We start from the raw sequence: 24,409 nt of genomic DNA on the forward strand, positions 1-24,409 counted from the left end.
ATCGTTGAATTCAGGCCAGGCAATTTCTCACCAATCAGGACCATCTCTTTTTTTGTTGCGGCAACCAGCGGTCCAGCAAATCACGGCAATTCAATACCTTCTCCACCAGGTCGTTTACAACATAGAAATAATGGTTGGATGCTTCAAAACCCAAGCGGCTGTCATTTCCCTGAAGGACCGCCATTCTCCTGGCCAAAACGATTTCTTCCTTTAGAATTGTTTCGAGTTCTGAAATCAGTACCTGCGCCTCTTTCTTTTCTATACCTGCGGAAAGCTTGTCGCGGTTAACGACGAACCGCGACTGGTTAACGATACTCCCGTAATGAATGGCTACGGTTTCTGCCACATGACATTCTTCCAGCAATGCCTTTTGCTGCAAACCGGTTAATTTTAATGTTTTTGCCTTTACACGCAGCGCCGCCAGTGCCTTGTTGAATCCGTCTGTTATTTTTTGAAGCTGGGAAATGAAAACTTCTGTAGGGTAATTAGCCCGCCAACCGTTGATATCGTCATAGGGCAGCCCCACCATGGTTGCCCTATAACCAGTAGGCCTGTCCCATAACAGATTGGACGGTCCTGCCTGCAGGGGCGCCGAGTAAACCACACCCACATGGTAAGGAAACTCTCTGAAAGCCTCGCTGTACTTCTGCCAGGCCTCTGTAACAGCAGTGCCAGCCAGGCCATATCTTCTTCGGGCTACTTTTTCCATGGCTTCCCGGGCCGATATTGTGTCGCTGCTTCCCATTTCGGCCACTACTTCCAGATTTGGCGAGGGATATCCTCCCAATGTCCAGCCCAGCATCAGGCCATCCACTTTGGTCTGCCTTAGATTTTCAGCGTGCTTTGCCACATTTTCCAAAGCCGGAATGTAGGGTACGGCAGCAATTTCCCAGGTATTACCCGCCTGGATTTTAGCGATAGTTTTAAGACCATGCCTTCTCGCAATTTCCCAATGCCGCAGCGCCCGTGGCCCGGGGCCTATCGACGAAATAGAATACTCGCCCACTTTGTTTTGGATACCACCTCTTTCGATTGGTAAGTCCCACTCACTTACGCTCATCAATGCCGTTTCCTTCCCAAGTAATGGAATAATTTCTTCGGCCCATCCGTCTTTCCACCCCCAGTCCCAGGCGATCAGGCGGGGCCCGCTTGCTTCTGCACCCGCTGATGGCCCCAGCCCTGCCATACCTCTCCGTATACCCGTCAGATACAAATTATTCAGTTCTGATATGACCGCCCCCGGGCTCCGCTTTCCGCAGCGCGGGCATTCGGCACCTTTACCATGCGACCAGCAATTGGTATGGTTTTCAGATGCCGTAATAGAAAAGAAACCCGCCAGGTCGGGAACGCGGGAGGTGATCAAGGCCATGGAATCAGTGAGGTACTGCTGCACCTGCGGGTGCGAGGTACACAATGCTGCCTGCTCTCCAATGGTAACTCCTTTCAGTTCAGGATGCTTTTCGAAAAAAGCAAGCGGCAAAAACCTCGGCTCGTTCAGGTAAAGATAAATCCCAATCCCGTGTTGCTTCGATTTTTTTACCAGCCGGCCCAGGTTTTCCAGCCGCTTTTCCCAGTGTTCGCTCAGTGAAGGATCCCATTGGAAAGGCGTAAGCTTGGAAAGCACAATGTGGATCCAGGTACCATCCATCCCCGAAGCCGACATACGGGCCAGATATCCCTCTGGATAAGGATCAATATCCGGTTGAAGCAAAGGATCTCCAAACAAGGCAAAATAGGCATATCCAAACCTTGGAGAAAAACCCGAAGACTTCTGTACGACAGTTTCTGCTGAAACCGCGGATAAGTCGTTAATAAAATGAAAAAGAGGTTGTTTCTGTTCTGGAAAGCCATCTTTAAACTCCTCACGGATCACACGGGTCACCCATTGTTCCTTTACTTTTACTTCCGCCGAACGGGGCTTAAAAGTTACCTTGCCGCATTCAGGTTTCAGACTCCCCAGTTTGATGTAAAAAAAATCGTCCTCCTGAAGGGTAAAGGTAAGTTTTTCATCCGTCCAGCCCAGCAGTTCCAACAATTGCTCCCTTGGAAGCAGGTGCCAGTTACGGCGGATGATCGTGAGGTAACTCCGCTCCTGCTGGTCTGCTGATACCTGCCTGGATGCCGGAAGGCCAATAGCACTGGCAAGGCTGAGAACCTCCTGCGGTGCAGTTTTCAAAACCGCTGCAAGCCGGCTCAACGGAACAAGGTTCCAGTTCCTCCACAGAAAGGCATGCAGCTTGTCAGGAAAATGGGGTAAGTCAAGAGCCAGTTTGTTAAACCTCTTATAAAATGACATCCCTCTCATATCGGGTGCGGCCAGCAGGCCGGCGGTCAGCAAGGACGCGGATGTCAGAAATTTCCTTCTTGAATGAGTCATGGAATCAGTAATCAGGGCTGCGACGTTTTTAATTTTTCCAAAAGCTGAAATAGATTGTCCGTAATTTTGGCAGCTGCATTGACTTCCAGATAACTGGATCGCGCCCGCCAGGTTTCATATCCTCCCAACTGGTGATGCTCTGCGGTGGGCAAATACCCATTGTATCCATTGGCAAGAGAGATACTGAAAGTAGGTTTAAACGGACTTTTCTTCTTAATTTCCAGACCTATCTCCACAAACACCTCGCAGGGTATAGCCGTAACAGCCAGCTCCCCGATCCTGAAAGCCTGGAGAATAAGAGGTACCTGGTCTGGATAATCTTTCAGGAGCAGGGTTTCCCGTGCATATATTTCCTCCAATGAAGTCATTGTAGGCTTTTGAGCCTTTGAAACAATATCCTTGGCCCGTGTCAGTTCGGCCGGTGCAGGTTTACGGACGGCCAGGGAAATCTCCTTCTGCCGGCTGGCCAGTGATACCCAGTTCTTGTACTCTATTTTTTGATATACTTTAAAAACCTCCGCAGCTACAATATTGGCAACAGCGGTCATCTTTTCATATGGCTGGGCAGGTTTTGGCACTTCACCACCCCAGTTTACATTGTTAATGTTACCGCTGGTTCCATTGGACATGATCGTCACAAATGGCGGGTCCTGACCGTAGCTACCCAGTAACTGCGTCATACGGTTGGCAAAAATACCGTAATAGTCCGCTGAGACATCACCTGAACCTACACCACCGACATAATGCAGCGAGTAATTGGCCAGTAGTGCAACCGGACGGCCGTCTGGCGTCTGGATAGCTATTACTGGAATTTCGGGGTCCGTTGGCCCAGCTGGTTCCAGTCTGTCAGGATTACCAACGCCCGGATTCATCCGGACCTGGTCCTGCCCGCCAAAAGGATTCTTGTTAACGACCCCTGGTTTCATTTTCCAGCGACGGTTAAAAACCTGGGTAGGCTCGCTGCCAACTCCCCAGCCAATCCGCGCCGGCGCGAGATTATTGTTAGCTCTGATGACCGCATCCGCAATCCGTTCCGTAAGGAAGTTAACATAGTCCTTGTCGGGATCACTCTGGAAAACGGAACAGGCCGTACCTCCGGAATGTGTGTGGGTGGTGGACATCATCATGTTTTCTACCGGGATTTTCGTCACGGCACTGGCTCGTTTCTTTGCTTCATCAATCATTTCGCGGTAGGCCATGCAGAGATCCGAAACTACAATAGCCAGACGGGTCTGCCCGTCGTCCAGAACGATGCACCGGGCATGGGTTTCGTCATGGATATTTCTGATGGTTATATCAGTCATACTACCGTTGATGGAAGTCCCGATCCTGGGGGTGATGTTGCTGGTGGCCGCACCCGCACGAAAGATATTACCCGCCGGGGGTGTAGCAGGCTGGCCAAAAAGGGATACACTGCTGAGCAACAACAGCAGATTTAAACAAACATTTTTCATTTTTATACAGGTTTAGGAATGTGCATCACTCGGTTACAGGTACGATAGCAGATAGCCAAAGAATTACCTGTCTGTTAATAATCAAACGATTACGCTTATTAATTTTACCCTGGTTCGTTTCATCAACTGCCCGCTTTCAGAAATGCAATCAGCTGCGCCAGCTCGTCTCTGGTCATTGTCTGTTCCAGTCCCTCCGGCATCAGCGAAAGTCCTGAATTAGACAACGTTTTAATGTTTTTTCGCAGAATGGATTCCTGCGTTCCGAAGGCTGTTTTCAGGGTAAGGCTATTATCACTTTCCGCCATCAGCCAGCCCGACAGCGAACGGCCATCGTTGGTTTCGACCGACACCGCCTGATACGCAGGCAGTACCTCATAATTAGGAACCAAAATATGCAGCAGCAAGGCGTCGGCAGGCTGATTCCGAACACCCGTGAGGTCCGGGCCCACCTTTCCGCCGGAACCGGCGTAAGTATGGCAGGCAGAACAGGCTCGGGTAAATACCGCCTTACCCGACTTTGCATCGGCTGTTGACGTAAGTATGGAACGATAATCTTGATATACCTTCATTCTTCCCCCGCCTTCCAGCTCCCTGAACAACTCCTGCGCCCTGGCACTGATAGCTTCATCCTTATTCTTCATCAATCGCTGCCGGTCCATCGACGAAATTTCCGCAGCACTGATCACCTGTTTCTCTATCGTTCCGAACAAGACGTTGATAAAAGCAGGGCTGGAAACCATAGCCGCAATCACCGCAGATTTCACCCGTGGTGTATAGTTTGACCAGATATTTTTTTGAGTCAGGTATACCCCGCCGCGCACGTCACCCAGGCGTGCCAGGGCCGAAACGGTTTCCAGCTGAAGTTCAGCAGGGTTACGGGCATCCATGAGTTTCTGAAGTACCTTTAAACTTTTGTCAAATGGGGTGTAACCCAGCAAAGCAGTGGCCGAAATACGGGAACGGGTGCCGAGTGCCGGGTTGCCTGCCCTGCTGGCCACCTCGGTTATGAACTTGTTCAACTGCTGCTTTTCTGATACCTGCGCATTTTCTCCCAAAAGAGAAAACAAGATACCATCTTCGGATGACGGCAGCCCTGTTCTTCGGCTGACGCCTTCCGCCAGTCCAAGTGTTGTCGAGATTCGCCAGCCGTAGTCACCATGGTTTTCGATCATATCTTTTAAAAGAATCCGACAGTCGGCAAAGGAAGCTCCATTACCGAATAACTGTCCCAGATCCTGCATCACAGCAGAAAATGCTACCGGGTCAGGTTTTGGCTGAGCACGGAACGCCGCAAGGAATTCCGGGAGCCGGTTGCCAATACCACTCAGTACGGCTGCCCTTACCCAACGGTCCGCACCATCTCTGGCGGCAATGCTGCACAAAGCCGAAGTGGCCCGGCTGCCTTCCACCGATCCTAACACCAGTGCACTTGTGAAACGAACCCTTGCGGCGGGATCATGGGCGGCGGCCGTCAGGAACGACAACAATTCCGGATGACTGGAATACGCGTTACCTGCCAGCAAAACGGCCTGTTCACGTACCCCGGCATCCTTGTCGGCCAGGGCAACTTGTAAGGTTTTCGGATCAGAGGCCTTATAACTTTCCAATATCCATAATGCCCGCAAACGGCTCTCGGGGAACTTTGAAGAAATTACCGCTTGCTTCAGAAAAGGCACCGCAGCTTGGTCACGGTTTTCTAGCAACAACCGGTGTGCAGTCTGCCGCTCCCATTCCTCTGGCGACTGCAAGGCACTTACCAGTTGTTTGACAGAACCAAATGAAGCCAGACCCACAGGAGATTTATCTTTAAAACTCTCGCGAATGACACGATAAATCCGACCGTCGGTTTTCCCGCTTTCAAAATCCAGGCCCCCTCTGGCTTCTTCTGGTACATAAGAGGGATGGTCTATCACCTTTCTGTGCATATCGGCTATATATAATGCTCCCTCCGGACCATGCTGAAGAAATACCGGCCTGAACCACTCGTCGGTTGAAGAAAGAAATTCCCTGCCCTTGTAAGGCAATTCCGATTGAAACGAAACACCCTTGGGAGAAACAATTTGCCGCTGGACCAAATTCTGGGCCGACTCACAGATAAACACGTTTCCGCGGTGAGCAGCAGTAAGGCCCGTTCCGTTGTACATCATCACCCCACTAGCCGACGTGAACGTACCCGTATGTGACAATCCGATTAATCTGGGAATGAAATCAGCCGAGGTAATGGCTCCGCTGATGGGAAACACTGCGGCTTCGGCCTCCACTTTTGAAACATTTTCGATGGTTTCGGTAAATAAAAGATATGGATTTCTTCGCAAATGCCACGGCTCCAGTACAATCTGACGAACCGGATGACGATTGGAACATCCAAAACGCCGACCGTAGGCATCAAAAGTAAGCCCGAACTGGCTGCGGCCTCCGGTTGTTTCAAATTCAAAAGTTTCAGGATCAAAACGGCCGTCTGCCGGTGCAAAACTTACCGCCGGGCGATCCGGATACAGCGGAGAACGCACCTCGCCACTGTTTAGCCCACTGGTAACATATACCTTCCCATCCAGCCCGAGTGTGGGATGGCTGACCCTGATTTGGGCTGTTTGTTTGTTGCTGAAACCCGTCAGCACTACCTGCCGGATGTCTGCCACGCCGTCACCGTCGGTATCCTTCATATAATAAATATCGGGTGCGCAGGTCACAAAAACCCCACCCTTCCATACGAGCAGGCCGTTGGGATAGGTAAGTCCGGTGGCAAATTCGGAACGATGATCATATTTCCCGTCACCATCTTTATCTTCCAGCAGGGCAATTCTGCCCAGGGTCGTGGGTGACCCTCCTTCTGCCGGATCCGGATAACCACGGTCTTCCACCACATACATTCGTCTTTTTTCATCAAATGCCAGCGCTACGGGATCTACTACAAGGGGTTCCGCTGCAATAAGTTCGATGCGCAGGCCGGGTTCCAGCTTGAAACTTGCCATTGCTTTTTTTAGCCGGGTGGAATCCGCCCGCGCACTGGGTTCAGAAATTCTTTCATCATTCCGGTTCGTACCGGCAAGGAGCAACAAAATAATCAGCGGGATCAGCAGAAGCTTGTTATAAAACATTGGTTTAGGCATTAAGGGCAAGAACAGTTCAATTATAAAGAAAAGCCCTTTTAACGCATTATCTTCTCACATTTTTTTGATTAAAAAATAAATTTTATCCCGAAGCCTTTACCGATAAAATCCAAAAAGGAGTTTGTATAAAAAAAACCAGAAAGCGCCCTGCCTTTTAATTTCTTTGCAAATGTCCCGGCCGGGTTGTAGCCGAAAAACAAATGATTGTCGTATTAATAGATACTCAGCCTTTTTTAGCAGCAAGTGGTATGAAGACTGAACATTTTGCATGTTATGATTAGATACAGCGGTCCGGGCATCCCGGACCGCCGTTTTTTACCGGCATGACTAAATAAAAACGGTTTATAAAATTACATCTCTCTGTAAAAAAGTAATGTTTTCCATACGCCTGCCTGGCCTTCGCCATTGCTGGGATATAGAAAACATCAGCTTCCGGAATGATCCCTGCGCGCCTACGCATCGGTTTTGCGGTAAGGGATACCTTCTTTTACTCCGTCAGGTTGGGGTTAAGATTAGCATCTTTAAGCGGAACAGGAAAGGTATAGTCCGCTTTTGTAATGCTCCCGATCGGCTTTAAATCATTGACATCCTTGTTGGCATTGGCACTTTCTACCATTTCGAGCCTCACCAGATCAAACCATCTTGTAAACTCTCCGGCAAACTCCCAGGCTCTTTCGTCTACCACCGCTTTGACGAAATTCTCAGTGGACAGCCCCGCCAGTACTTCCAGGCCCGCCCGGGTTCTGACGGCATTCAGGGCTGCATAGGCTTCAGGGGAAACTGAACCCGAACGCGCCGCAGCTTCTGCATAAACGAGCAGCACGTGCGCATATCGGATCATGTGAACCGGCAGGGACGACTGCCAGGTATTATTGACCTGCAACCTGAATTTACGGAAATATGGTTTCTTTTCTTTGCTTTCCTGCCATGGTACAATCGTCCCGTCGGCTTTCACGAACTTGGTATGAAAGGTAATATCCTTTCTTTTCCCCTCCGGGAATTTATTGAAGAAGTGGATTTCGGAACAAAAATCTTCCCAGCCACCTTCTTCGGACGGGGTACCCGGATGCCCGTAATAAGCATTCACCGATCCCCCGTAATTGGACGAAGCATGAAACGCCATCACCTCCTCTGCTGTACCTATGGCTGCTGTGGTACCTCCCCATAGAATGCTCAGATCTACCAGGTCAAATCCATACAGGGTTTTATTATCAATTACTTCCCTGGCCTTGGCGGCAGCCAGGGCATATTTGCTTTGGTTCTTGATGGGCCAGCCGCCTTCGGTCAGGTACACGTCCGCCAGCAGGGCTTTCACCGATCCTCTGTTAGGACGTCCAGGATCCCTTTTTTTGTCGGCTACCAGTTCTTCTGCCTTCTTAAGATCGTCTTCGATGAGGGTATAAATTGCGGCGGGTTCCGTTTTGGTAACATTTAACAATTCATCCGTGAAGTCGGAAGTAGTAATGAGCGGAATAGCGCCGAAGCCCCGTACCAGCCAATAGTAGGAAAGCGCCCGAAGGAAATAAGCTTCACCCAGGATCTGATTAATCTTCGCCTGCTCACCGTTGGTCTGCTTGTAATTATTAATGATATTGTTGGCGCCCTGAATGGTTTTGTAACAGCCATCCCAGATAAAAGCCGTGTGAGTGTTGCCCGAGGTCACGTCAAACTGGTCCAGCTGACGTGACCACATTTTTGGAAGATTACCAGCCGTAATGGTCGATAAATCATCTCCGCCCATCGCAAAGCTCTGGGTTGAAGAATTTAAAAATCCACGCGTCCAGGTTCGCAACAGACCTTTGTAGGTACCTGTAAGCGCGGCTTCGAGGCCCTGCACATCACTGATCGCATTGTTACCTACAATGGCTCCCTTCGGATCCTCTTCCAGAAAATCCTTACATCCCAAACAGCTAAACAAAACGAATAAAATAAATATTTTTCTCATGATTGAAAGTCGGATAGGTTTTAAAAAGAGAAATTGATGCCCGCGGTATAGGTTTTCGAATTGGGGTATGCGCCGAAGTCTATCCCCTGCTGTACATCCGTTCCGAAATTCTGCCAGGTAATTCCGCTGACAGCGTTAGAATTTGCCTCAGGATCAATACCCTTGTATTGGGTGAAGGTCAGCAGATTGGTACCACTGACAAACAGTCTGACGGCTGCAATATTTTTCAGAAGAGACTTCGGTAAAGTGTAGGTAAGACTGATATTTTTGAGCCGCAGGAAATCACCTTTCTCAATGAACCGCGAAGTCTGTATGAGTGAATTACTGGAAGCCGCACTGAATGCAGGTATGTCCGAGGTTTCGTTTTCACCAGGAATGTACCTGTTTTTAATATCCGCAAATGTTATCTCTTTTGCATCCGTGCTGCCCATAATCCCGTTGGCATAAGTATAATTCAGCTTTTGGAAACCATACAGTCCCTGAAAGAACACATTCATTGATAAGTTTTTATATGAAAAAGTATTATTGAAACCCAGGGATACTTTTGGGGTGCCATTTCCCAAAACCTGCTGATCCTTTTCATTGATCACCCCGTTGTTATCCAGATCCTGATAGCGTGCATCTCCGGGCTTAAGACCGCTCAGCGCAGCTTCATCGGTCTGGTTGGCTTTCCAGGTACCCAGGTATTTGTATCCCCAGAATGAGTTCATCGGCTGGCCCGGGATCAGCACATTTTCATTTAACGGAATGGTATCCCGCTCGGTACCGAGATTTACTACCCTGTTTTTCAAAAGCGCCACGTTCAAAGTAGTGGTCCATTCAAAATCGGCTGCCCGCAGCGGTGTTGCGTTCAGTGCAAATTCCCACCCCTTGTTCTGAACTTCCCCGATGTTGGACTGGATATTATATCCGCCCACATAACCGGGCAATGATCTCAGCATCAGCAGGTCTCGGGTATTTTTAACAAAATAGTCAACCGAAAGACGAAGTTTTCCCTTGAACAACTCCAGGTCTGTACCCAGATTATACTGTTCGGTGGTTTCCCATTTCAAATTAACATTTCCTGGATTGCCCAGCAGGATACCGGCAACCAGCGGCCCGCCGTTTCCATTAAATACCACACCGGCATCATCCAGGTTGGTCACATAACTCGACAACGTCCCGTAGGAACCTATCCCCTGGCTGCCTGTGAGTCCCCAGCTTGCCCTGATTTTAAGGTCGTCCACCAGTCCGTGATTTTTTAGAAAAGATTCTTCAGAGATATGCCATCCTACCGAAACTGACGGAAAGTTGCTGTATTTGTTCTTACCCTGGAATTTGGACGAACCATCCCGGCGCACAGTGGCCGACAGCAGGTACCTGTCTTTAAAGGAATAGTTTACCCTTGCCAGGGCAGAGAGCAAACTCCAGCTGGAATATCCTGATCCGATGGTACCGGAGGCTGCCAGCGATAAATTGTTATAAGACTGGGCGGGATAGGTGAGATTGGAAACATTGGCATTAAAACCGGTGCCGATAAATTTCTGTGTTTCAAAAACCGCAGTGGCACTTATCTTGTGATGAATGCGGAGTACTCTGGAATAATTCAGTGAGTTGGTATTCTGCCAGGTGATATTTTCGCCGGATGACCGCCCTGCCGTAGCCCAGGTTCGGGTGGAGGGATAGCCCTGAAAAGCCTTTCCCTGGGAATTAAGATAGTTAAGACCCGCCTGAACATCCAGGGAAAGTCCGGGAATGAACTCGTAACGCAGCCCGCCTACCATGTTAACGCTGGTATTTTCAGCACGGTATTCGTTTTCATTGATTATCGCCACCGGATTTGAAAACAGCGAACTTGTGGGGTCAAACAAGATGTAATTATCGTTTTCGTCTCTTACGGGTGTGGTGGGCGCCCAGGCAAGAGCCTGTGCCAGCGCACCGCTCCGCTGAGAAGTTCCGCTGGTGTTGTGATTTTCTTTCCTGGTGCCGGTGAAATTAAAGCGTATCGAAAATTTATCGGAGATCTGTGATGCAACATTACTTCTGATCGCGTAGCGTTTAAAGTCAGTATTTTTAATGATACCTTCCTGATCAAGGAAATTGCCGGAAATAAGGTAACTCGTTTTCTGGTTCCCGCCCGACAGGGAGAGTTGAAATTCCTTGCCCGGCGCCGTACGGAAAATTTCATCCTGCCAGTCGGTACCTCCGTTTTTCCTGAATTCGGATATTTGCCCATCTGTAAACTTCGGCACATACGTTCCTCCTGCCGGAAGCAGTGCTTTCACGCGTTCGTTGGCTACCTCAGCAAAATCAGCGGCATCAAGCATATTGTATTTCTTGATCACCTGCGAGCTGTAATATCTCACACCAATGTCAACCTTCATTTCTCCCTTCTTACCCGTTTTGGTGGTGATGATGATTACGCCATTTGCACCTCGGCTGCCATAGATTGCCGTGGCCGAAGCGTCTTTCAGTACTTCAATGGAAGCAATGTCCTCAGTATTAATGGTAGTAAAATCGGCACCCACAAAGCCGTCGACCACATAAAGAGGATCATTATCCCCGCTTAACGAATTAGCACCCCGCACTCTTATCCGCACTTCCCCGCCCGGAGCACCTCCCGAATTGGTTACCTGCACGCCGGGAACCCGCCCCTGTAAAACCTGATCCACCCGGGTGACAGGCTGGGCCTTAAAGTCGTCCTCCGAAACCGAAGAAACCGCACTTGAAACGTCTCTTCGCGTTTGAGTTCCGTACCCCACCACCACCACTTCTTCCAATGTTTTGTTGTCAACCTTCATCACCAGGTCCAGCACTGCCCGCCCCCCGACAATAACTTCCTGAGGAAGATACCCTACAAATGAAAAAATCAGAACGGCACTCCTGTCCGGTACCAGAATCGTATAGGCGCCGTCGGGGCTTGTTATGGTACCTTTTTGTGTTCCCTTCAGTACAACACTCACACCCGGGAGCCCAACACCCTTTTCGTCGGTCACTTTTCCCGAAATTTTGTCCTCTGTTTGCTGCTCCGCAAATATAGGTACGGGTGTTTCTTGTCTGAGGGGCTGCTCCTTTTCCATAACCGGGTTCACCGGGTTTTTCCGGATATACTCAGCGGCTGAAACTTTCTCCTTTTCCTTCCTCACGATCACATACGTACCCTTCCCAGCTTTCCTGTAAGCAAGGCCATAGGGTTTCAATAAAACTTCCAGCTGTCGCTCGAGTTTGCCCGCGGTAACTGCGCCTGACTGAACCGAAATTCCCTGTACGGTGGCTTCCTCAAAAACAATACTGACCTGATATTTCCTGCCCAGATCAACCAGCACATCCTTTAATTTGGAGGCAGATGTTCCCTGATCCCGATGCTGGCTCGTTGTGTTATATTGACTTACATACGCAATGCTTTGCGACAAACAGACCTGCTGCAGCAGAAAAGCCGCAAGGAGTAGCCCTGTTTTTTGTAATAATGATTGTCTCATAATTTATGGGTTTTGAGGTATACGTAATTCTATATAATCCTGATTTTGAATAATTTCGATGGGAAGCAGTTCAGATAAAATCTGTAAAAGATCGTCTGCGTTTTCAGCCCTGTAAATGCCTCCGATCCGCCGGGCAGACAATAACGGATCACTTATACGTACGTTAACATTAAAGCGCTCCTCCATCTGACGTGCCACATCCGAGAGTAAGGTATTGTCGAAATAAAACATCTGCTCCTTCCAGGCGGTAAGCTCCTGAGGTTTCACAGGGGTGGATACTTTAAAGGTCCCGTCCTGGGCCGAGCTAAACAGGTTCCCTGGTTTCATATACAGCTGTTTACCCTCCGGCAGCTGGAGTTTCACCTTTCCACGGGAGAGAAACACACGCTTACCTTCCTTACGGGAATAAGCAACAAACTCAGTACCAAGTACTTCAACCTGATAATGATCACCCATATTGACTACAAAGCGGGTGTGGGAGCGGGTATGTGTCACATTAAAATTGGCCTCTCCAAACAATATTACCTCCCGGGACTCACGGCCGAAACCAAAACGGGGGATAAGCAGCTCAGAATTAACGTTCAGAATCACCTGTGTACCGTCCGGCAGCCTGTACGTGCTGCTATGTCCCGCGGCCGACTTCAACGATTGGTACATCAGTTCCTTCCGATACAGGAACAGGGCCGCGAAAAGAACGGAAGCGGCAACAAGGCCACGCAGAAGCCACCACCTGCCCCTGTTTTGCTCAGGCATGGGTACCTCTTCCATCGGTTCCGGACCCTCTTTGGATGATATTTCTCCTTCCAGCACAAACTGATAAGTTTGCAGGGCTTTATCCAGATCGGGAAAAAACTGCGGGTGCTGGGCTTCCCATTCGTCCAGGTATTTATAATAAAGCTCCTGGTTTTCAGAATCTTCCAGCCATTCCTCAATCAATTTTCTCTGCATAAGCGTGGTTTTTTCAGAGAAAAAATCAAATAGCAGATGTTTGTTTACCTGTTTTTTCATAGTGTAAAAGTGGTCGTCGAAGGCAATGGAATAAGCCAGCCGGCATCGTTATAATTGTATATAGAAGAGCGCCAAACCGCCCAGAAACCAATCATCCTTCAGCTCATTCCTCAGGCGTACAAGCGCCCTGCTTACCAGTGCTTCCACGGCTTTTGAACTGATCTGTAATTCCTGAGCGATCTCATCATATTTTTTCTCCTCCATTCTTTTGAGCAGATAGGCACGCCGGCACTGGGGCGGAAGCCGCTGAACGATCTTCTCTATTTGTTGATGTAACTCACTGAACTGCAGTAAGTCATCTGGACTGATGGTTTGAGAAGCCATGGGAATTTCGACCAGTTCCAGCGGAGTAGTTTTATTGAGTTGCCACCGGATGTAATTGTACGACCTGTGACGGATTGCTTTATAGAGGTATGCCCGGTAAGAAGTAGTGATTTGTTCAAACATACGGCTCTGCCAGAAACCAGCAAAAACGTCGGAAACAATATCCTCAGCAATTTCTTTGGAATGAACAAACCGGACTGCGTGGTTGCAAAGATTAATATAATACCGCCTGAACAGCAGTTCACAGCCTTTCTGCGGATTAAGCGCGAAAGTACTTCGAAGCAGGCGTTCATCATCCGTTACGAAGGTTTCCCTGAAAGTGTCGTCGGGCAGTTGGGGGTCCTTCCCGGCCCCGGGAATCTTAAAACTATCCGGATAAATATTTTCCATATCGGCTGTGTTCGCACACCGAAATTTTCGGTATTTTACACAGACAAGTTTGGACTATCTTTCCCTATACTCGAAATAATAAAAATATTTTATGGTATAATTCAATCTTTCAAAGAGATGTACTTCCGGGTCCTGGAAAATGCAGTACAGGGTATCATTTGACTCCATAATTATGTACTGCATTTATTGTATTTGACGTTACCAAAAGCAGTATCACTCTAATTACCCGTACCATTTACACAACATTCAACAAATACTCTCACATTTAAACGTATAACAATGAAACCCACCGTTTTTTTAATAGCCGTTTTGTTATCCGTGGTACTGCCTTACAAGATTTTTGCCCAACAGGAACAGGAAAAACTTGACTTACCGGGAGATAACCTTAACCTGTATGCGGCACTAAAACTTTTTCAGGAATCCGAAACACTGGAAGGTTTTGAAAAAGCACTTAATGACGAATCGTCCCAGATCAACAACCTGGATCTTAATGGAGATGACAATATCGATTACATTGAAGTGAGTGACCATATAGAGGAAGATATACATTACATCTCCCTGAAAGTTGCAGTAAGTGAAAATGAAAGCCAGGATGTTGCCGTATTTATTGTCAGAAAAATGGGTGATGGCCAGGTGGAGATTCAGCTGGTCGGAGACGAAGAATTATACGGCCCCGATTATATCATTGAACCCAATTCCGAAACAGCCAATGACCCCGGCCAGACGCCCAATCCCGGATATAAACCCAGTTATCGGCAGGCTGTCCCGCAACCGGATGTAATCTATCAGGTTGCGGCATGGCCTGTTGTCAGATTCATTTTTATGCCTACCTATGTGGTCTGGCGCTCCCCATGGAGGTGGAACTATTACCCACCCTACTGGCATCCATGGCGCCCCAGCTTCTGGCACTATTACTATGGGTATCACTACAATCTCAATCCCTACTACTTTCACCGGTACAGAAGAACAGTGGTATACCGTTATCCACCCTGGCGCCAGCATTATTACGGAGGGGGCATTCGGTCTAGGTCCGTAATTGTTGTAACCAGAAAACAGCGGGGCGATTATAGAAATACCTATTCCAAGCCATCGTCCGCCCGGGCGGGTTATAATGTATCGAGGGAAAAGCATCCGAATACTTCCGGAGCATACAGGCGACCGTCCTTTGATCAAAACGGGCGACCGGTCACAAACGGTCCGTCATACAGCAGGCCGGGCACCACTCGTCCGGCTACTAGTGGCCCCCGCCCCGGTAATAGTACGTCTCCGTCAAGGCCAGGAACCTCGCGCCCGGGAAATACGAATAGCCCTCCGTCTCGTCCTGCAACAAGGCCGGGGTCAGGAAATACGTCACGCCCAGCGGCCAGGCCGTCAGAATCAAGGCCCGCCGCCAGACCGGGAAGCAACAGCCGCGAAAGTACCCCAAGACCCGCTAACGGCAATTCCACTCCCAGGGAAAGAGCTCCCAGATAAAGAACAAACGTTCCTGGAAGGGGAGCCTCAAAACCTGAAAGCAAAAATGCCTGAAAGAAGAATTGCGCATATAAAACTAAATTTTATATGCGCAATGTGTATATATTTGCCCCCGGCTGGAAAAGCGGGCTGAAAACCTTACTCTGTTGCTATTGCCGGAAAAATCAAAAACAGGCATGGACATTTATAAAATTAAAATTCAGGAATATCACGCAGCAGCAATGAAGCTGGAAAAAGTGATCAATACACTATCCATCTTCCGGCTGCTATCTTTTGTGCTGTCCGTTGCCGTGATTATGGTGCTGGCCAACGCGAGGTCAGTCGGCCTGCTGTTGCTCGTTGCTCCTTTATGCATGCTTGGTTTTGCCTTGCTGATCAAACGCTACAACCGGCTTTTTTATCTTAAACAACATACAACCTTTTTAAAGCAGATCAATGAAGAAGAGGTACTAAGACAGGAAAACAAATTATCGGGTTTTGAAACCGGGCAAACGTTTCTAAAACGCGACCATGCCTATGTCTCGGATCTTGACATCTTCGGCACGCACTCTCTTTTCCAGCTCATCAACCGTACCACAACCGAAACAGGCCAGGGTTTGCTGGCAACATGGCTGTCCGAACCCGCCCCAAAAAACATTATTGCAGAGAGGCAGGAAATCATCAGGGAGCTTAGCCCGGAACTGGAGTGGCGGCAGGATTTTCAGGCTTCGGGTATGCATTCCAGCAATACCAGCAGCGATTATAACAAACTGCTGGAATGGATAGAAAAGCCCGTGAAATTACTTCCGCAGCAGACAAAATATATCTGCATGGGTATACTCCTGTCCCTGATATCCACTGCTGCCGCAGTTTATTTTATTTATGGTCTGTTTGCCGATCACGTAAGTTTCTCGGTAACACACGCATTCCCGCTGATCATCAGCCTCCTGATCAACAAATTTACACTTAAAAGAATTGATCCGGTTACGGAGGAGGTCATCCTCGGCACACAGGATAATGTAAAAATATTGAAAGGTTATCAGTCGCTGATCGCGAAAATTGAGGGTGGAAAATTTCAGTCCGGGGCACTGGTGAGGCTTCAATCCGCATTCAGTCACAACGGGTACTCTGCTGTAAAAGAGATTCATAAACTGAGAAAAATACTGGAAATCTTCCAGCAGAAGGGTCACCAAAAACCGATCGGGGGCAACACCTTTTATGCCATTTTCAACCTTCTGTGGCTTTCAGATATATACCTGATCCTACTGGCCGAAAAGTGGAAATACAAAAACAGGAACTCGTTGAAAATATGGGCGCCGGCTGTCAGTGCGTTCGAAGCGCTCAGCAGTTTGGCTGGCTTTGCTTATTCCAATCCCTCCTTTTCCTTCCCCCAAATAACAGAAGAACCCTATGTCATCGATTTTGAAATGCTCGGGCATCCCCTCCTGCGTCAGGAAAGAAGAGTATGTAATGATTTCAGCCTTGCGGGCCGCGGAGAAATTGCGATGATCACAGGTTCCAACATGGCTGGTAAAAGTACATTCCTGAGAACCGTGGGACTTAACCTGGTACTTGCGCTGATGGGCGCTCCCTGCTGTGCCCGGTCGGGACGGGTTTCACACATGAAAGTATTCTCCAGCATGCGTACCCAGGATAATCTGGAAGAAGGCGTTTCGTCTTTTTATGCCGAACTGAAAAAAATTGAACAGCTTTTAAAGTCGATCGAAAGCGGAGAACCGATCTTCTTCCTGCTGGATGAAATGTTTAAAGGTACCAACTCGCAGGACCGATACAAAGGGGGTGTTTCGCTGATCAGGCAATTAAATGAACTTAATGCTTTCGGTATTATCTCTACACACGACCTGGAACTGGCGAAATTATCGGGAAGGCACATGATTGTTGCCAATTTCAGTTTCAACAGCGAGATACGCGGCGGCGAAATGATTTTTCACTACAAACTCACAGAAGGAATCTGCACAGACTTCAATGCCAGCGAGTTAATGCGAAAAAGCGGGATTAAAATTCTGTCCGATATTGAAAAGGCTTAGTACTTAGGGATAAGTTCTGCCTTTTCCTGATTTTTATCAATTTTCCTGAACACTGCTGACATAGGGCTGTCAATTGCCCGGTTTTACTTTGTATCGAAGTTAAACATTTAAACACTACAGCAATGGAAAATACCGCAATTGACACAAACACGCTGAACGAAACCTCAGTTGTAACCTTCACACCCGCCCAGCTGCTTGAGCACTGGCAGGGACACCGTCGTATTTCCAGGAGGATGATCGAAGTTTTCCCGGAAAAAGAGTTTTATCAGTTCTCCATTGGCGGCATGCGTACGTATGCAGATCTGAATATGGAAATAACGGACCTGGCCGGAGCGGGTGTCCAGGGCATTGCCACCGGCGACTGGTCGGGGTATCAACTGTCGGCCGACGGCGGGCACACTACGCCACCTCAAACCAAGGAAGAAATGCTGGCGCTATGGGATGCTATCACAGACAAGATCAACACTTACTGGCCTCAGATTCCAGCCCAACGCTTTCAGGAAAATGATTTGGCATTCGGCCAGTATGAGGGACGTATTATTGATACCTTGTTTTACCTCATCGACAACGAAATCCACCATCGTGCCCAGGGTTATGTTTATCTGCGTGCCCTAGGCATACAACCGCCATTTTTCTGGGACAGAAGCTAAAAGTCTGTGTACTATATTAACAAAACCGTCTGCTGTGTAACAACAGGAGACGGTTTTGTTTTAACCCTCAGATCATCTCACCATCCGCATCCACCGTCAGAACTTCACTCATATAGTCAAAAAACGGCCGCATGTGCTGAAAAGCCTGGCTTACTTCCTGATAGTACGACGGACTTGTTACCTGCTCATCCGTAAATTCCTTGATCAGCAGAAACTGTTTGTACCGCAGCAGGTCTATTGCTTCATGGTCTGCATTGAACCCCTTCGGCGCGGTTCGCACTTGTTCGCCCCGCAAAGTACCAAATGTTGCTAGGAACGATTTGCTGCTCAATATTTTTCTCAAAGGAGTGGCGTCAAAACTGATATCGTCTCTGATGCGTTTTAAATCCGCCGCATTCGGCCCGTAGAACCCGCCTGCAACGAAACTGTTGCCTGGCTCTACATGGAAATAATAACCGCCGCGGCGCTGTTTGGTAGCACGTCTGAAACTGCCGCCCCAGTTGGTCTTGTAAGGGATCTTTTCTTTTGAAAAACGTGTATCTCTGTAAATCCGGTGAAGGCTTTTTTTCCCTGATTCCGTTTCTATCAGATCATGTTTATTGAGTTCGGACAGCACCAATTCTGCAAAATTCTCCATCACTTCCAGCTCCTGCAAATACTGCTCCTTGTTTGCGCCGAACCATTCGCGGTTATTGTTCTCCTTTAATGATTTTAAAAAATCCAGGCTAGAAACCGGGATGAAGGGCAGTTGCTGTGACATTAGATATCCTTGGGCCAAAAATTTACACTGATATAATCACTCAAAACAAAATGGATAACAGGGGCCAACGTCTATTCGTTCGCCCCGCAGCTGTAAACATAAGATTTATTTCAATATATATCGGATACCAGATTCCGCTAGCAAGCCGCTAAGTCATTTCGCCGCTAATGCTTTATATAAAGGAGCTGGCGTTCTTCCAGCACGTCATTCCTGGTCACATGATGGATAAACCCCCATTTCAATTTGGTGATCCGGAAGTAAGCAGGCTTGCAGAGTACTTCCATCCTATAACCAGCCTTGCTGAGGCTGTCGGCGGTGTGGGGAGTTGTGTACAAATAACAGGGCCTGTTGGTGAGGTACTTTTCCAAAGACGCAGGTCCGTTAATCAGCCGGACCTCACCCGGCGAGTAGAATTCCAGTGAATAAGAGAAGGATTGGTATGCCGCCACCGGCAAAGTAGTATCTTTTAAATAACGGGCCGCTTCCCTACCCGACTGGTACTGAAGTAGAAACGGATAAAAGAAAAGGAACAAAAAAACGGATACAACCGCCGCAGCCGCATAACCATGTACTATTAGCTTTAGCAAAGTATCCCTGACCGGGGCAATGGTCACTATCAGAACCAGGAGCAGGGTGATGCCTGCAGCATACTGGCCATTGGGGATACGGGTGTAGTACAGCAATACCAGCACAATGGCTTCTACCAGCAATAACAGTCCTGTCTGGAATTTTTGCAGAAGTACCAATGCCCGCCTGTTGTTGATACTTAGCAGGTAATTACCGGTAACCATGGAGAAATAGGGAAACAGAATAACGATGTAATGGGGCAGCTGAAATTTGGACAAGGAAAAAAGCAAAAAGGTCAGCACGGTATTTCCATACAAAACACAGCTTAGGCCTTTGATTTTATGTCGATTACTTACAAAATAAATCACTCCGGCTACCAGCACGCCTGACCATGGAAGAAAAGCCCAGAGCGTTGTATGAAAAAAGAAAGATAAATCTCCTTTTCCTTTGATAGGTCCGTTATTAAAAAACCGCCCAAACTGACTGTCCCAAAAGAAAAAACGGATTCCCGAAACACCGGTTTTGCCAAAAACCATTTTCTCCGGATGCAGGTCAAACTGTACATATAAGCTGTATAATTCTGGCAGAATAAAAATGAAACATAACAATAGCATTAACCACCATTTATAATTCGTAAACTGACTCCACTGCTGCGTGATGACCAGGAAAATCAGCCATCCGCCGCCCACCGAAATCAAAACAAATATACCTTTCGTCATGATGGCGCAGGCCATGAAAAATGCGGCCAGCACGATGTGAATCCAATGTTTACCGTTATAAATATGGAGCATATACCAGGTAGCCGCCAGGATGCAGGTCGTGAGGTAGGGCTCCGCCCTTACATCAAAATTGGCCAGTGTACTGTGCAAAGCCACGGTATATATCAATACAGCAAGGCGGGCGGCAGCGGAGCGGAACAAATATTGAACGATCAGAAAGGTATACCTGAGCCCTGCGAGCCAGAAAAGAAATGCCGGGAGCTTATATGCAAAGCCATTTATACCCAGCAATTTAAAACTGATTGCCGCCATCCAGAATGGAAAATGCGGCTTATCCAGCCAGTCGTGGCCATCGCCAATCAGATTGACCCAGTCGTTATGAAGTACAATATGTTTAGCAATGGTGGCATACAGCGCGCCATCCGGCTCCATAATATCAAGCCAGAGACCAGGCATATTCAAGATGATACCCACTATCAAAAACAAGGGAAAATATCGTTTCAGTAACAGGTTTTCTTCGGGGGTAACTGTCGGCATCAAAATACAAAATCCGGGATTATTGCTACAGCAATGATACGCCACAGACATTTTTCTGCGATTATGTATTTTTTACGATATTGTTAAGGAATTGCAACAAGGCCTGTCACACCCAAAAAGCAGGAAATCCGAACCGGTGCCTCAGGATTATTTTCCCCTGGAAGAGTGGCAAGCTTTGAAAATAAACCGACCGATACAACGGACCAGCCGGCCGATCGGACCTTATTTCATTACAAGACCGCTGGGAACTTTGGCAGGGACGGTTTTATCAAAATGATCGTCATTCAGGGCATTCAGAAACTCCACAATTCGTGAAAGATCCTTGAAATTGACGTCCATTCTGGTGGCCAGCGTATCCATCTGGCTCGCTTTCACTTTAGGGTTAAGTATTTTGCCGCCCGAGATATCCTCATAAAATTCCAGTACCTGTTCCAGTGTGGCGAATTTCCCGCTGTGCATGTAAGGTCCTGTGTAGCGCAGGTTCCGCAGGGAAGGCGTCCGGAAAGCATAATCATTGTTAATTCCCCGGTCACTTTCCGTCCTGTTCTGAGAATCGGGCACACCCAGGGTATGCAGTTTGTAGTCAGAGAACATAGGGCCAGAATGGCATTTGGCACAACCTGTTTTAAGGAAAAGGTTGAGGCCTTCCTTTTCTCCCAATGTGAGTGCATTGCTGTCCCCCCGCATATAAAGGTCAAACCTTGAATTGTTCGAGATGAGGGTACGTTCATAGGCTGCAATTCCCTTCGCAAGATTGACAGCATTCACAGGATTGAGCTCCCCCGGAAAAGCCCTGGCGAACAACGTATGATATGCTGGTATACGCCGAATGCGAGACAATACTTCGTCAATAATCTCATCCTCGGTATAAGCACGTCCCCGCATTTCCTCCAGGGTTTTAATGGGTAGCAGAGCTTGTTCTTCCAATCCTTTGGCACGGTTATCCCAGAACATGGGAGCCATTTCTGCATGGTAAGCTTCATGGTTTCTGATGCCGTTAAATGCGGTATTGAGTACACTCTGCGAATTTCTTTTGACAAAAGGAATATCGTTAGGGGCTACGAATTGTCTTTTACTTCCGCTGCCGGTACCATTCACACCAATTGAAGTTTCGAGGAATTCGGCATAACTAAATTCGGGCTGATGGCAGGTGGCACAGGCTACATCCCTATTGCCCGATAATACCGGATCAAAAAAGAGCATCCGCCCCAATTCTATTTTTTCGGGGCTAGTCGGGTTTCCGGGCGGGTCGGTAACATACTGCGGTAATGCGCCCAGGTCCGCAAGGGTTTCTATAACCTTCTGTTGGGAAGAATTACCGCCTTTTTGCTCATTCACGCAGGCTATACTAACAATCGTAAATAAAACAACCGTTAACGCATACTTAAACAAACAGACCATGTTATACTGCATATACTCTGAAAAGAAGCTGTAAAAGACAGGTATTTATAACCCATATAAGAGTAAAAGGCCTTAAGGAATAATATTTAATGTTTCAGAAATGAGACAAACTATTAAATACAGAATTTCATCGGCAAGAAAACTTGTCAGCTAAAGACCTGTTGGCTCTTTGCCATCACCGGTATCCGGTAGATATAGGCATATCCTAATGACCGGTCAGCCATTGGAAAACGAAAAACCGGCAGGTTGCCATCGTTCAAATATCAGAAATGATTCAGCATTTTATTATTAATTTAGCAAGGAAATCAATCCGGTTATTGTTTAAAGTCACATTGGTTATATGCACAATGCGGGAAAACTGAAGGTCGTAAAAGTAGTGCATACCTTGATATGGATATTTTTCAACATCGTTATCTTCTATATGCTTTATGCTGTCGTGATGAATAAGTTTGATAAATGGTTGTGGATAGGTTATGCCTTTTGTCTGGCGGAAGGAATCGTTCTGCTTATTTTCAGGTTCACCTGCCCGCTGACCCTCGTCGCCCGCAGATATTCGGACTCCACCCGCAACAATTTTGATATTTATCTGCCCGACTGGCTGGCAAAATATACCAAATTGATCTACACCTCCATCCTCGCCGTGATCATAATAATTACCATTTATCAGCTTTTAAAATAATCAAAGTAAAAATATTGGATTGATACATCTACGATAAAACACAATGTTATGCCTCATTCAAAACCCGAAAGTATCGACAGTTACATAGCCGGATTTCCAGCAGACATTCAGCAGATTTTAGAGGTTGTAAGAACAACGGTGAGGTCGGCAGCTCCAGATTCGGTGGAGGTGATCAGCTACGACATGCCCGGTTTTAAACTCCACGGCGGATATATCGCGCACTTTGCAGCATTCAAAAAACACATCGGATTTTACCCTGCCCCTACCGGCGTTCCTGAATTTGAAAAAGACCTGGCCTTTTACAAAATAGGAAAAGGATCCGTACAATTTCCGTTTGATAAACCTATGCCTCTGGAACTGATTACAAAAATCACAAAATTCAATGTTCAGAGAAACCTGAAAAAAGCGGAGCAAAAGAGAATGGTCAAAGGATAAGTACAAGGTCAATTAATTACTCATCTCACCCCGCAGGGCATTCCCGAGCAATCCGGGCACGTCTACTTTACCTTGCTTCCCAAAGACATACATCATTTTTGTGATCGCGGCTTCGGCAGTAATATCAGACCCGCTCACAACGCCTGCATCTTTAAGGAATTTGCTGGTCTGATACTGCCCCTGCGTAACCCGTCCGCCGTCACACTGCGACACATTAAAAATAACAATACCCCGATCAATTGCATTTCCTACGGCATCCAGAAACCATTTTTCTGTAGTTGCATTTCCGGCGCCGTAAGTTTCGAGTACAACGCCTTTCAGGCCCTCGATACCCAGTATGGAAAACACTACCCTTTCATGGATGCCCGGAAACATTTTCAGGAAAGCAACCTGAGTGTCCATCACCGGCTGAACGGTCAAGGTGGTTTCCGGATTATAGGGTGTTATAAAAGGGAAATTATAATCGATCCGTACACCGGCATTGGCCAGGTGTGGATAGTTCTCTGAATGAAATGCATTAAAATCTGAGCTCTCCTGTTTTTTGGACCTATTCCCGCGCAGTAACTTGGAATTGAAATAGATACACACCTCGGAAATTACCGGATTCCCATTATCCAGTGTGGCGGCGGCAATCTCCAGCGCAGTAATGAAATTTTCCCGCGCATCCGACCGGGCCACGCCGATCGGCAGTTGAGCACCTGTGAGAATAACCGGCTTATTGAGTCCTTCCAGCAAAAAACTTAACGCAGAAGCCGTATAGGCCATCGTATCGGTACCATGCAGAATCACAAAACTGTCATAAATCTGGTAATGCTGCGAAATGATGTGAGCGATTTCCAGCCATATCTGCGGTGTCATGTTGGATGAATCGATCGGTTGGGCAAGCGTCAGAAATGTTATTTCAAAATCAAGCCGCGCTATTTCCGGAACCCGTTGAATGATCTGATCAAAATTAAAAGGTACCAGCTGCTTGTCCTTCACATCATAAACCATTCCGAGGGTACCCCCGGTGTAAATAACCAGGACCGTCCCCCGGCCCGGCTCTGGTGAAACCGGATTGATTTGTACAGTTTTATAGGCCATTGTATTTATTAC

General features: G+C 47.6%; 16 protein-coding genes. 5 read left to right on the plus strand and 11 right to left on the minus strand.

What is annotated here, in order from left to right; genetic code table 11:
* Positions 1-34: 34 nt before the first annotated feature.
* From KOE27_RS29270 to KOE27_RS29300, 7 genes are all read right to left on the minus strand, one after another.
* Positions 35-2,377 (minus strand): hypothetical protein, encoded by a 2,343-nt coding sequence (locus KOE27_RS29270; protein WP_229253057.1) that lies wholly within the window; start codon positions 2,375-2,377, stop codon positions 35-37.
* Positions 2,378-2,388: 11 nt separating this feature from the next.
* Positions 2,389-3,831 (minus strand): hypothetical protein, encoded by a 1,443-nt coding sequence (locus KOE27_RS29275; RefSeq protein ID WP_215242377.1) that lies wholly within the window; start codon positions 3,829-3,831, stop codon positions 2,389-2,391.
* Positions 3,832-3,953: 122 nt separating this feature from the next.
* Positions 3,954-6,929: a PVC-type heme-binding CxxCH protein gene (locus tag KOE27_RS29280; RefSeq protein ID WP_215242378.1), complete on the minus strand. Its 2,976-nt coding sequence runs from the start codon at positions 6,927-6,929 to the stop codon at positions 3,954-3,956.
* Between the two features lie 499 nt (positions 6,930-7,428).
* Positions 7,429-8,886: a RagB/SusD family nutrient uptake outer membrane protein gene (locus KOE27_RS29285; protein WP_215242379.1), complete on the minus strand. Its 1,458-nt coding sequence runs from the start codon at positions 8,884-8,886 to the stop codon at positions 7,429-7,431.
* 20 nt (positions 8,887-8,906) lie between these two features.
* On the minus strand, positions 8,907-12,344 hold the full coding sequence (locus tag KOE27_RS29290; RefSeq protein ID WP_229253058.1) for a SusC/RagA family TonB-linked outer membrane protein: 3,438 nt from the start codon (positions 12,342-12,344) through the stop codon (positions 8,907-8,909).
* Positions 12,345-12,347: 3 nt separating this feature from the next.
* Entirely contained in the window at positions 12,348-13,352 is a 1,005-nt protein-coding gene (locus KOE27_RS29295) for a FecR family protein (RefSeq protein ID WP_215242380.1), read from the minus strand.
* Between the two features lie 48 nt (positions 13,353-13,400).
* On the minus strand, positions 13,401-14,066 hold the full coding sequence (locus KOE27_RS29300; RefSeq protein WP_215242381.1) for an RNA polymerase sigma-70 factor: 666 nt from the start codon (positions 14,064-14,066) through the stop codon (positions 13,401-13,403).
* A gap of 279 nt (positions 14,067-14,345) precedes the next feature.
* Between KOE27_RS29300 and KOE27_RS29305 the strand changes: the two genes are divergently transcribed.
* The 3 genes from KOE27_RS29305 to KOE27_RS29315 all read left to right on the plus strand — a co-directional run bounded on the left by KOE27_RS29305 (position 14,346) and on the right by KOE27_RS29315 (position 18,216).
* Entirely contained in the window at positions 14,346-15,539 is a 1,194-nt protein-coding gene (locus KOE27_RS29305; RefSeq protein WP_215242382.1) for a hypothetical protein, read from the plus strand.
* A 176-nt stretch (positions 15,540-15,715) separates the two neighbouring features.
* Positions 15,716-17,566: a MutS-related protein gene (locus tag KOE27_RS29310; protein WP_215242383.1), complete on the plus strand. Its 1,851-nt coding sequence runs from the start codon at positions 15,716-15,718 to the stop codon at positions 17,564-17,566.
* Between the two features lie 122 nt (positions 17,567-17,688).
* On the plus strand, positions 17,689-18,216 hold the full coding sequence (locus KOE27_RS29315; RefSeq protein WP_215242384.1) for a DinB family protein: 528 nt from the start codon (positions 17,689-17,691) through the stop codon (positions 18,214-18,216).
* A 67-nt stretch (positions 18,217-18,283) separates the two neighbouring features.
* Here the strand turns inward: KOE27_RS29315 and KOE27_RS29320 are convergent, their stop codons facing one another.
* From KOE27_RS29320 to KOE27_RS29330, 3 genes are all read right to left on the minus strand, one after another.
* A complete protein-coding gene (locus KOE27_RS29320; protein ID WP_215242385.1) occupies positions 18,284-18,976 on the minus strand; it encodes a DUF2461 domain-containing protein in 693 nt (230 codons plus the stop codon).
* Between the two features lie 164 nt (positions 18,977-19,140).
* Entirely contained in the window at positions 19,141-20,799 is a 1,659-nt protein-coding gene (locus KOE27_RS29325) for an ArnT family glycosyltransferase (RefSeq protein WP_215242481.1), read from the minus strand.
* Positions 20,800-21,021: 222 nt separating this feature from the next.
* Positions 21,022-22,200, minus strand: a complete 1,179-nt coding sequence (locus tag KOE27_RS29330) for a cytochrome-c peroxidase (RefSeq protein WP_215242386.1) — start codon at positions 22,198-22,200, stop codon at positions 21,022-21,024.
* Between the two features lie 340 nt (positions 22,201-22,540).
* On the opposite strand from KOE27_RS29330, the gene KOE27_RS29335 reads away from it, so the two are divergent.
* Entirely contained in the window at positions 22,541-22,879 is a 339-nt protein-coding gene (locus KOE27_RS29335) for a hypothetical protein (RefSeq protein WP_215242387.1), read from the plus strand.
* A gap of 48 nt (positions 22,880-22,927) precedes the next feature.
* Positions 22,928-23,314, plus strand: a complete 387-nt coding sequence (locus tag KOE27_RS29340; RefSeq protein ID WP_215242388.1) for an iron chaperone — start codon at positions 22,928-22,930, stop codon at positions 23,312-23,314.
* Between the two features lie 12 nt (positions 23,315-23,326).
* Here the strand turns inward: KOE27_RS29340 and KOE27_RS29345 are convergent, their stop codons facing one another.
* Positions 23,327-24,397 carry an asparaginase gene (locus KOE27_RS29345; protein ID WP_215242389.1) on the minus strand — a complete coding sequence of 357 codons (1,071 nt, stop codon included), beginning with the start codon at positions 24,395-24,397 and terminating at the stop codon, positions 23,327-23,329.
* Positions 24,398-24,409: the final 12 nt, after the last annotated feature.

Origin of the sequence: Dyadobacter sp. CECT 9275 (assembly GCF_907164905.1) — a bacterium.
Classification (GTDB): Bacteria; Bacteroidota; Bacteroidia; order Cytophagales; family Spirosomataceae; genus Dyadobacter; species Dyadobacter helix.

Coding starts and splice junctions, on each gene's coding strand:
- KOE27_RS29310 (WP_215242383.1), top strand. CDS start 15,716: ATGGACATTTATAAAATTAAAATTCAGGAATATCACGCAGCAGCAATG.
- KOE27_RS29335 (WP_215242387.1), top strand. CDS start 22,541: ATGCACAATGCGGGAAAACTGAAGGTCGTAAAAGTAGTGCATACCTTG.
- KOE27_RS29325 (WP_215242481.1), bottom strand. CDS start 20,799: ATGCCGACAGTTACCCCCGAAGAAAACCTGTTACTGAAACGATATTTT.
- KOE27_RS29315 (WP_215242384.1), top strand. CDS start 17,689: ATGGAAAATACCGCAATTGACACAAACACGCTGAACGAAACCTCAGTT.
- KOE27_RS29320 (WP_215242385.1), bottom strand. CDS start 18,976: ATGTCACAGCAACTGCCCTTCATCCCGGTTTCTAGCCTGGATTTTTTA.
- KOE27_RS29305 (WP_215242382.1), top strand. CDS start 14,346: ATGAAACCCACCGTTTTTTTAATAGCCGTTTTGTTATCCGTGGTACTG.
- KOE27_RS29330 (WP_215242386.1), bottom strand. CDS start 22,200: ATGGTCTGTTTGTTTAAGTATGCGTTAACGGTTGTTTTATTTACGATT.
- KOE27_RS29300 (WP_215242381.1), bottom strand. CDS start 14,066: ATGGAAAATATTTATCCGGATAGTTTTAAGATTCCCGGGGCCGGGAAG.
- KOE27_RS29285 (WP_215242379.1), bottom strand. CDS start 8,886: ATGAGAAAAATATTTATTTTATTCGTTTTGTTTAGCTGTTTGGGATGT.
- KOE27_RS29270 (WP_229253057.1), bottom strand. CDS start 2,377: ATGACTCATTCAAGAAGGAAATTTCTGACATCCGCGTCCTTGCTGACC.
- KOE27_RS29295 (WP_215242380.1), bottom strand. CDS start 13,352: ATGAAAAAACAGGTAAACAAACATCTGCTATTTGATTTTTTCTCTGAA.
- KOE27_RS29275 (WP_215242377.1), bottom strand. CDS start 3,831: ATGAAAAATGTTTGTTTAAATCTGCTGTTGTTGCTCAGCAGTGTATCC.
- KOE27_RS29290 (WP_229253058.1), bottom strand. CDS start 12,344: ATGAGACAATCATTATTACAAAAAACAGGGCTACTCCTTGCGGCTTTT.
- KOE27_RS29340 (WP_215242388.1), top strand. CDS start 22,928: ATGCCTCATTCAAAACCCGAAAGTATCGACAGTTACATAGCCGGATTT.
- KOE27_RS29280 (WP_215242378.1), bottom strand. CDS start 6,929: ATGTTTTATAACAAGCTTCTGCTGATCCCGCTGATTATTTTGTTGCTC.
- KOE27_RS29345 (WP_215242389.1), bottom strand. CDS start 24,397: ATGGCCTATAAAACTGTACAAATCAATCCGGTTTCACCAGAGCCGGGC.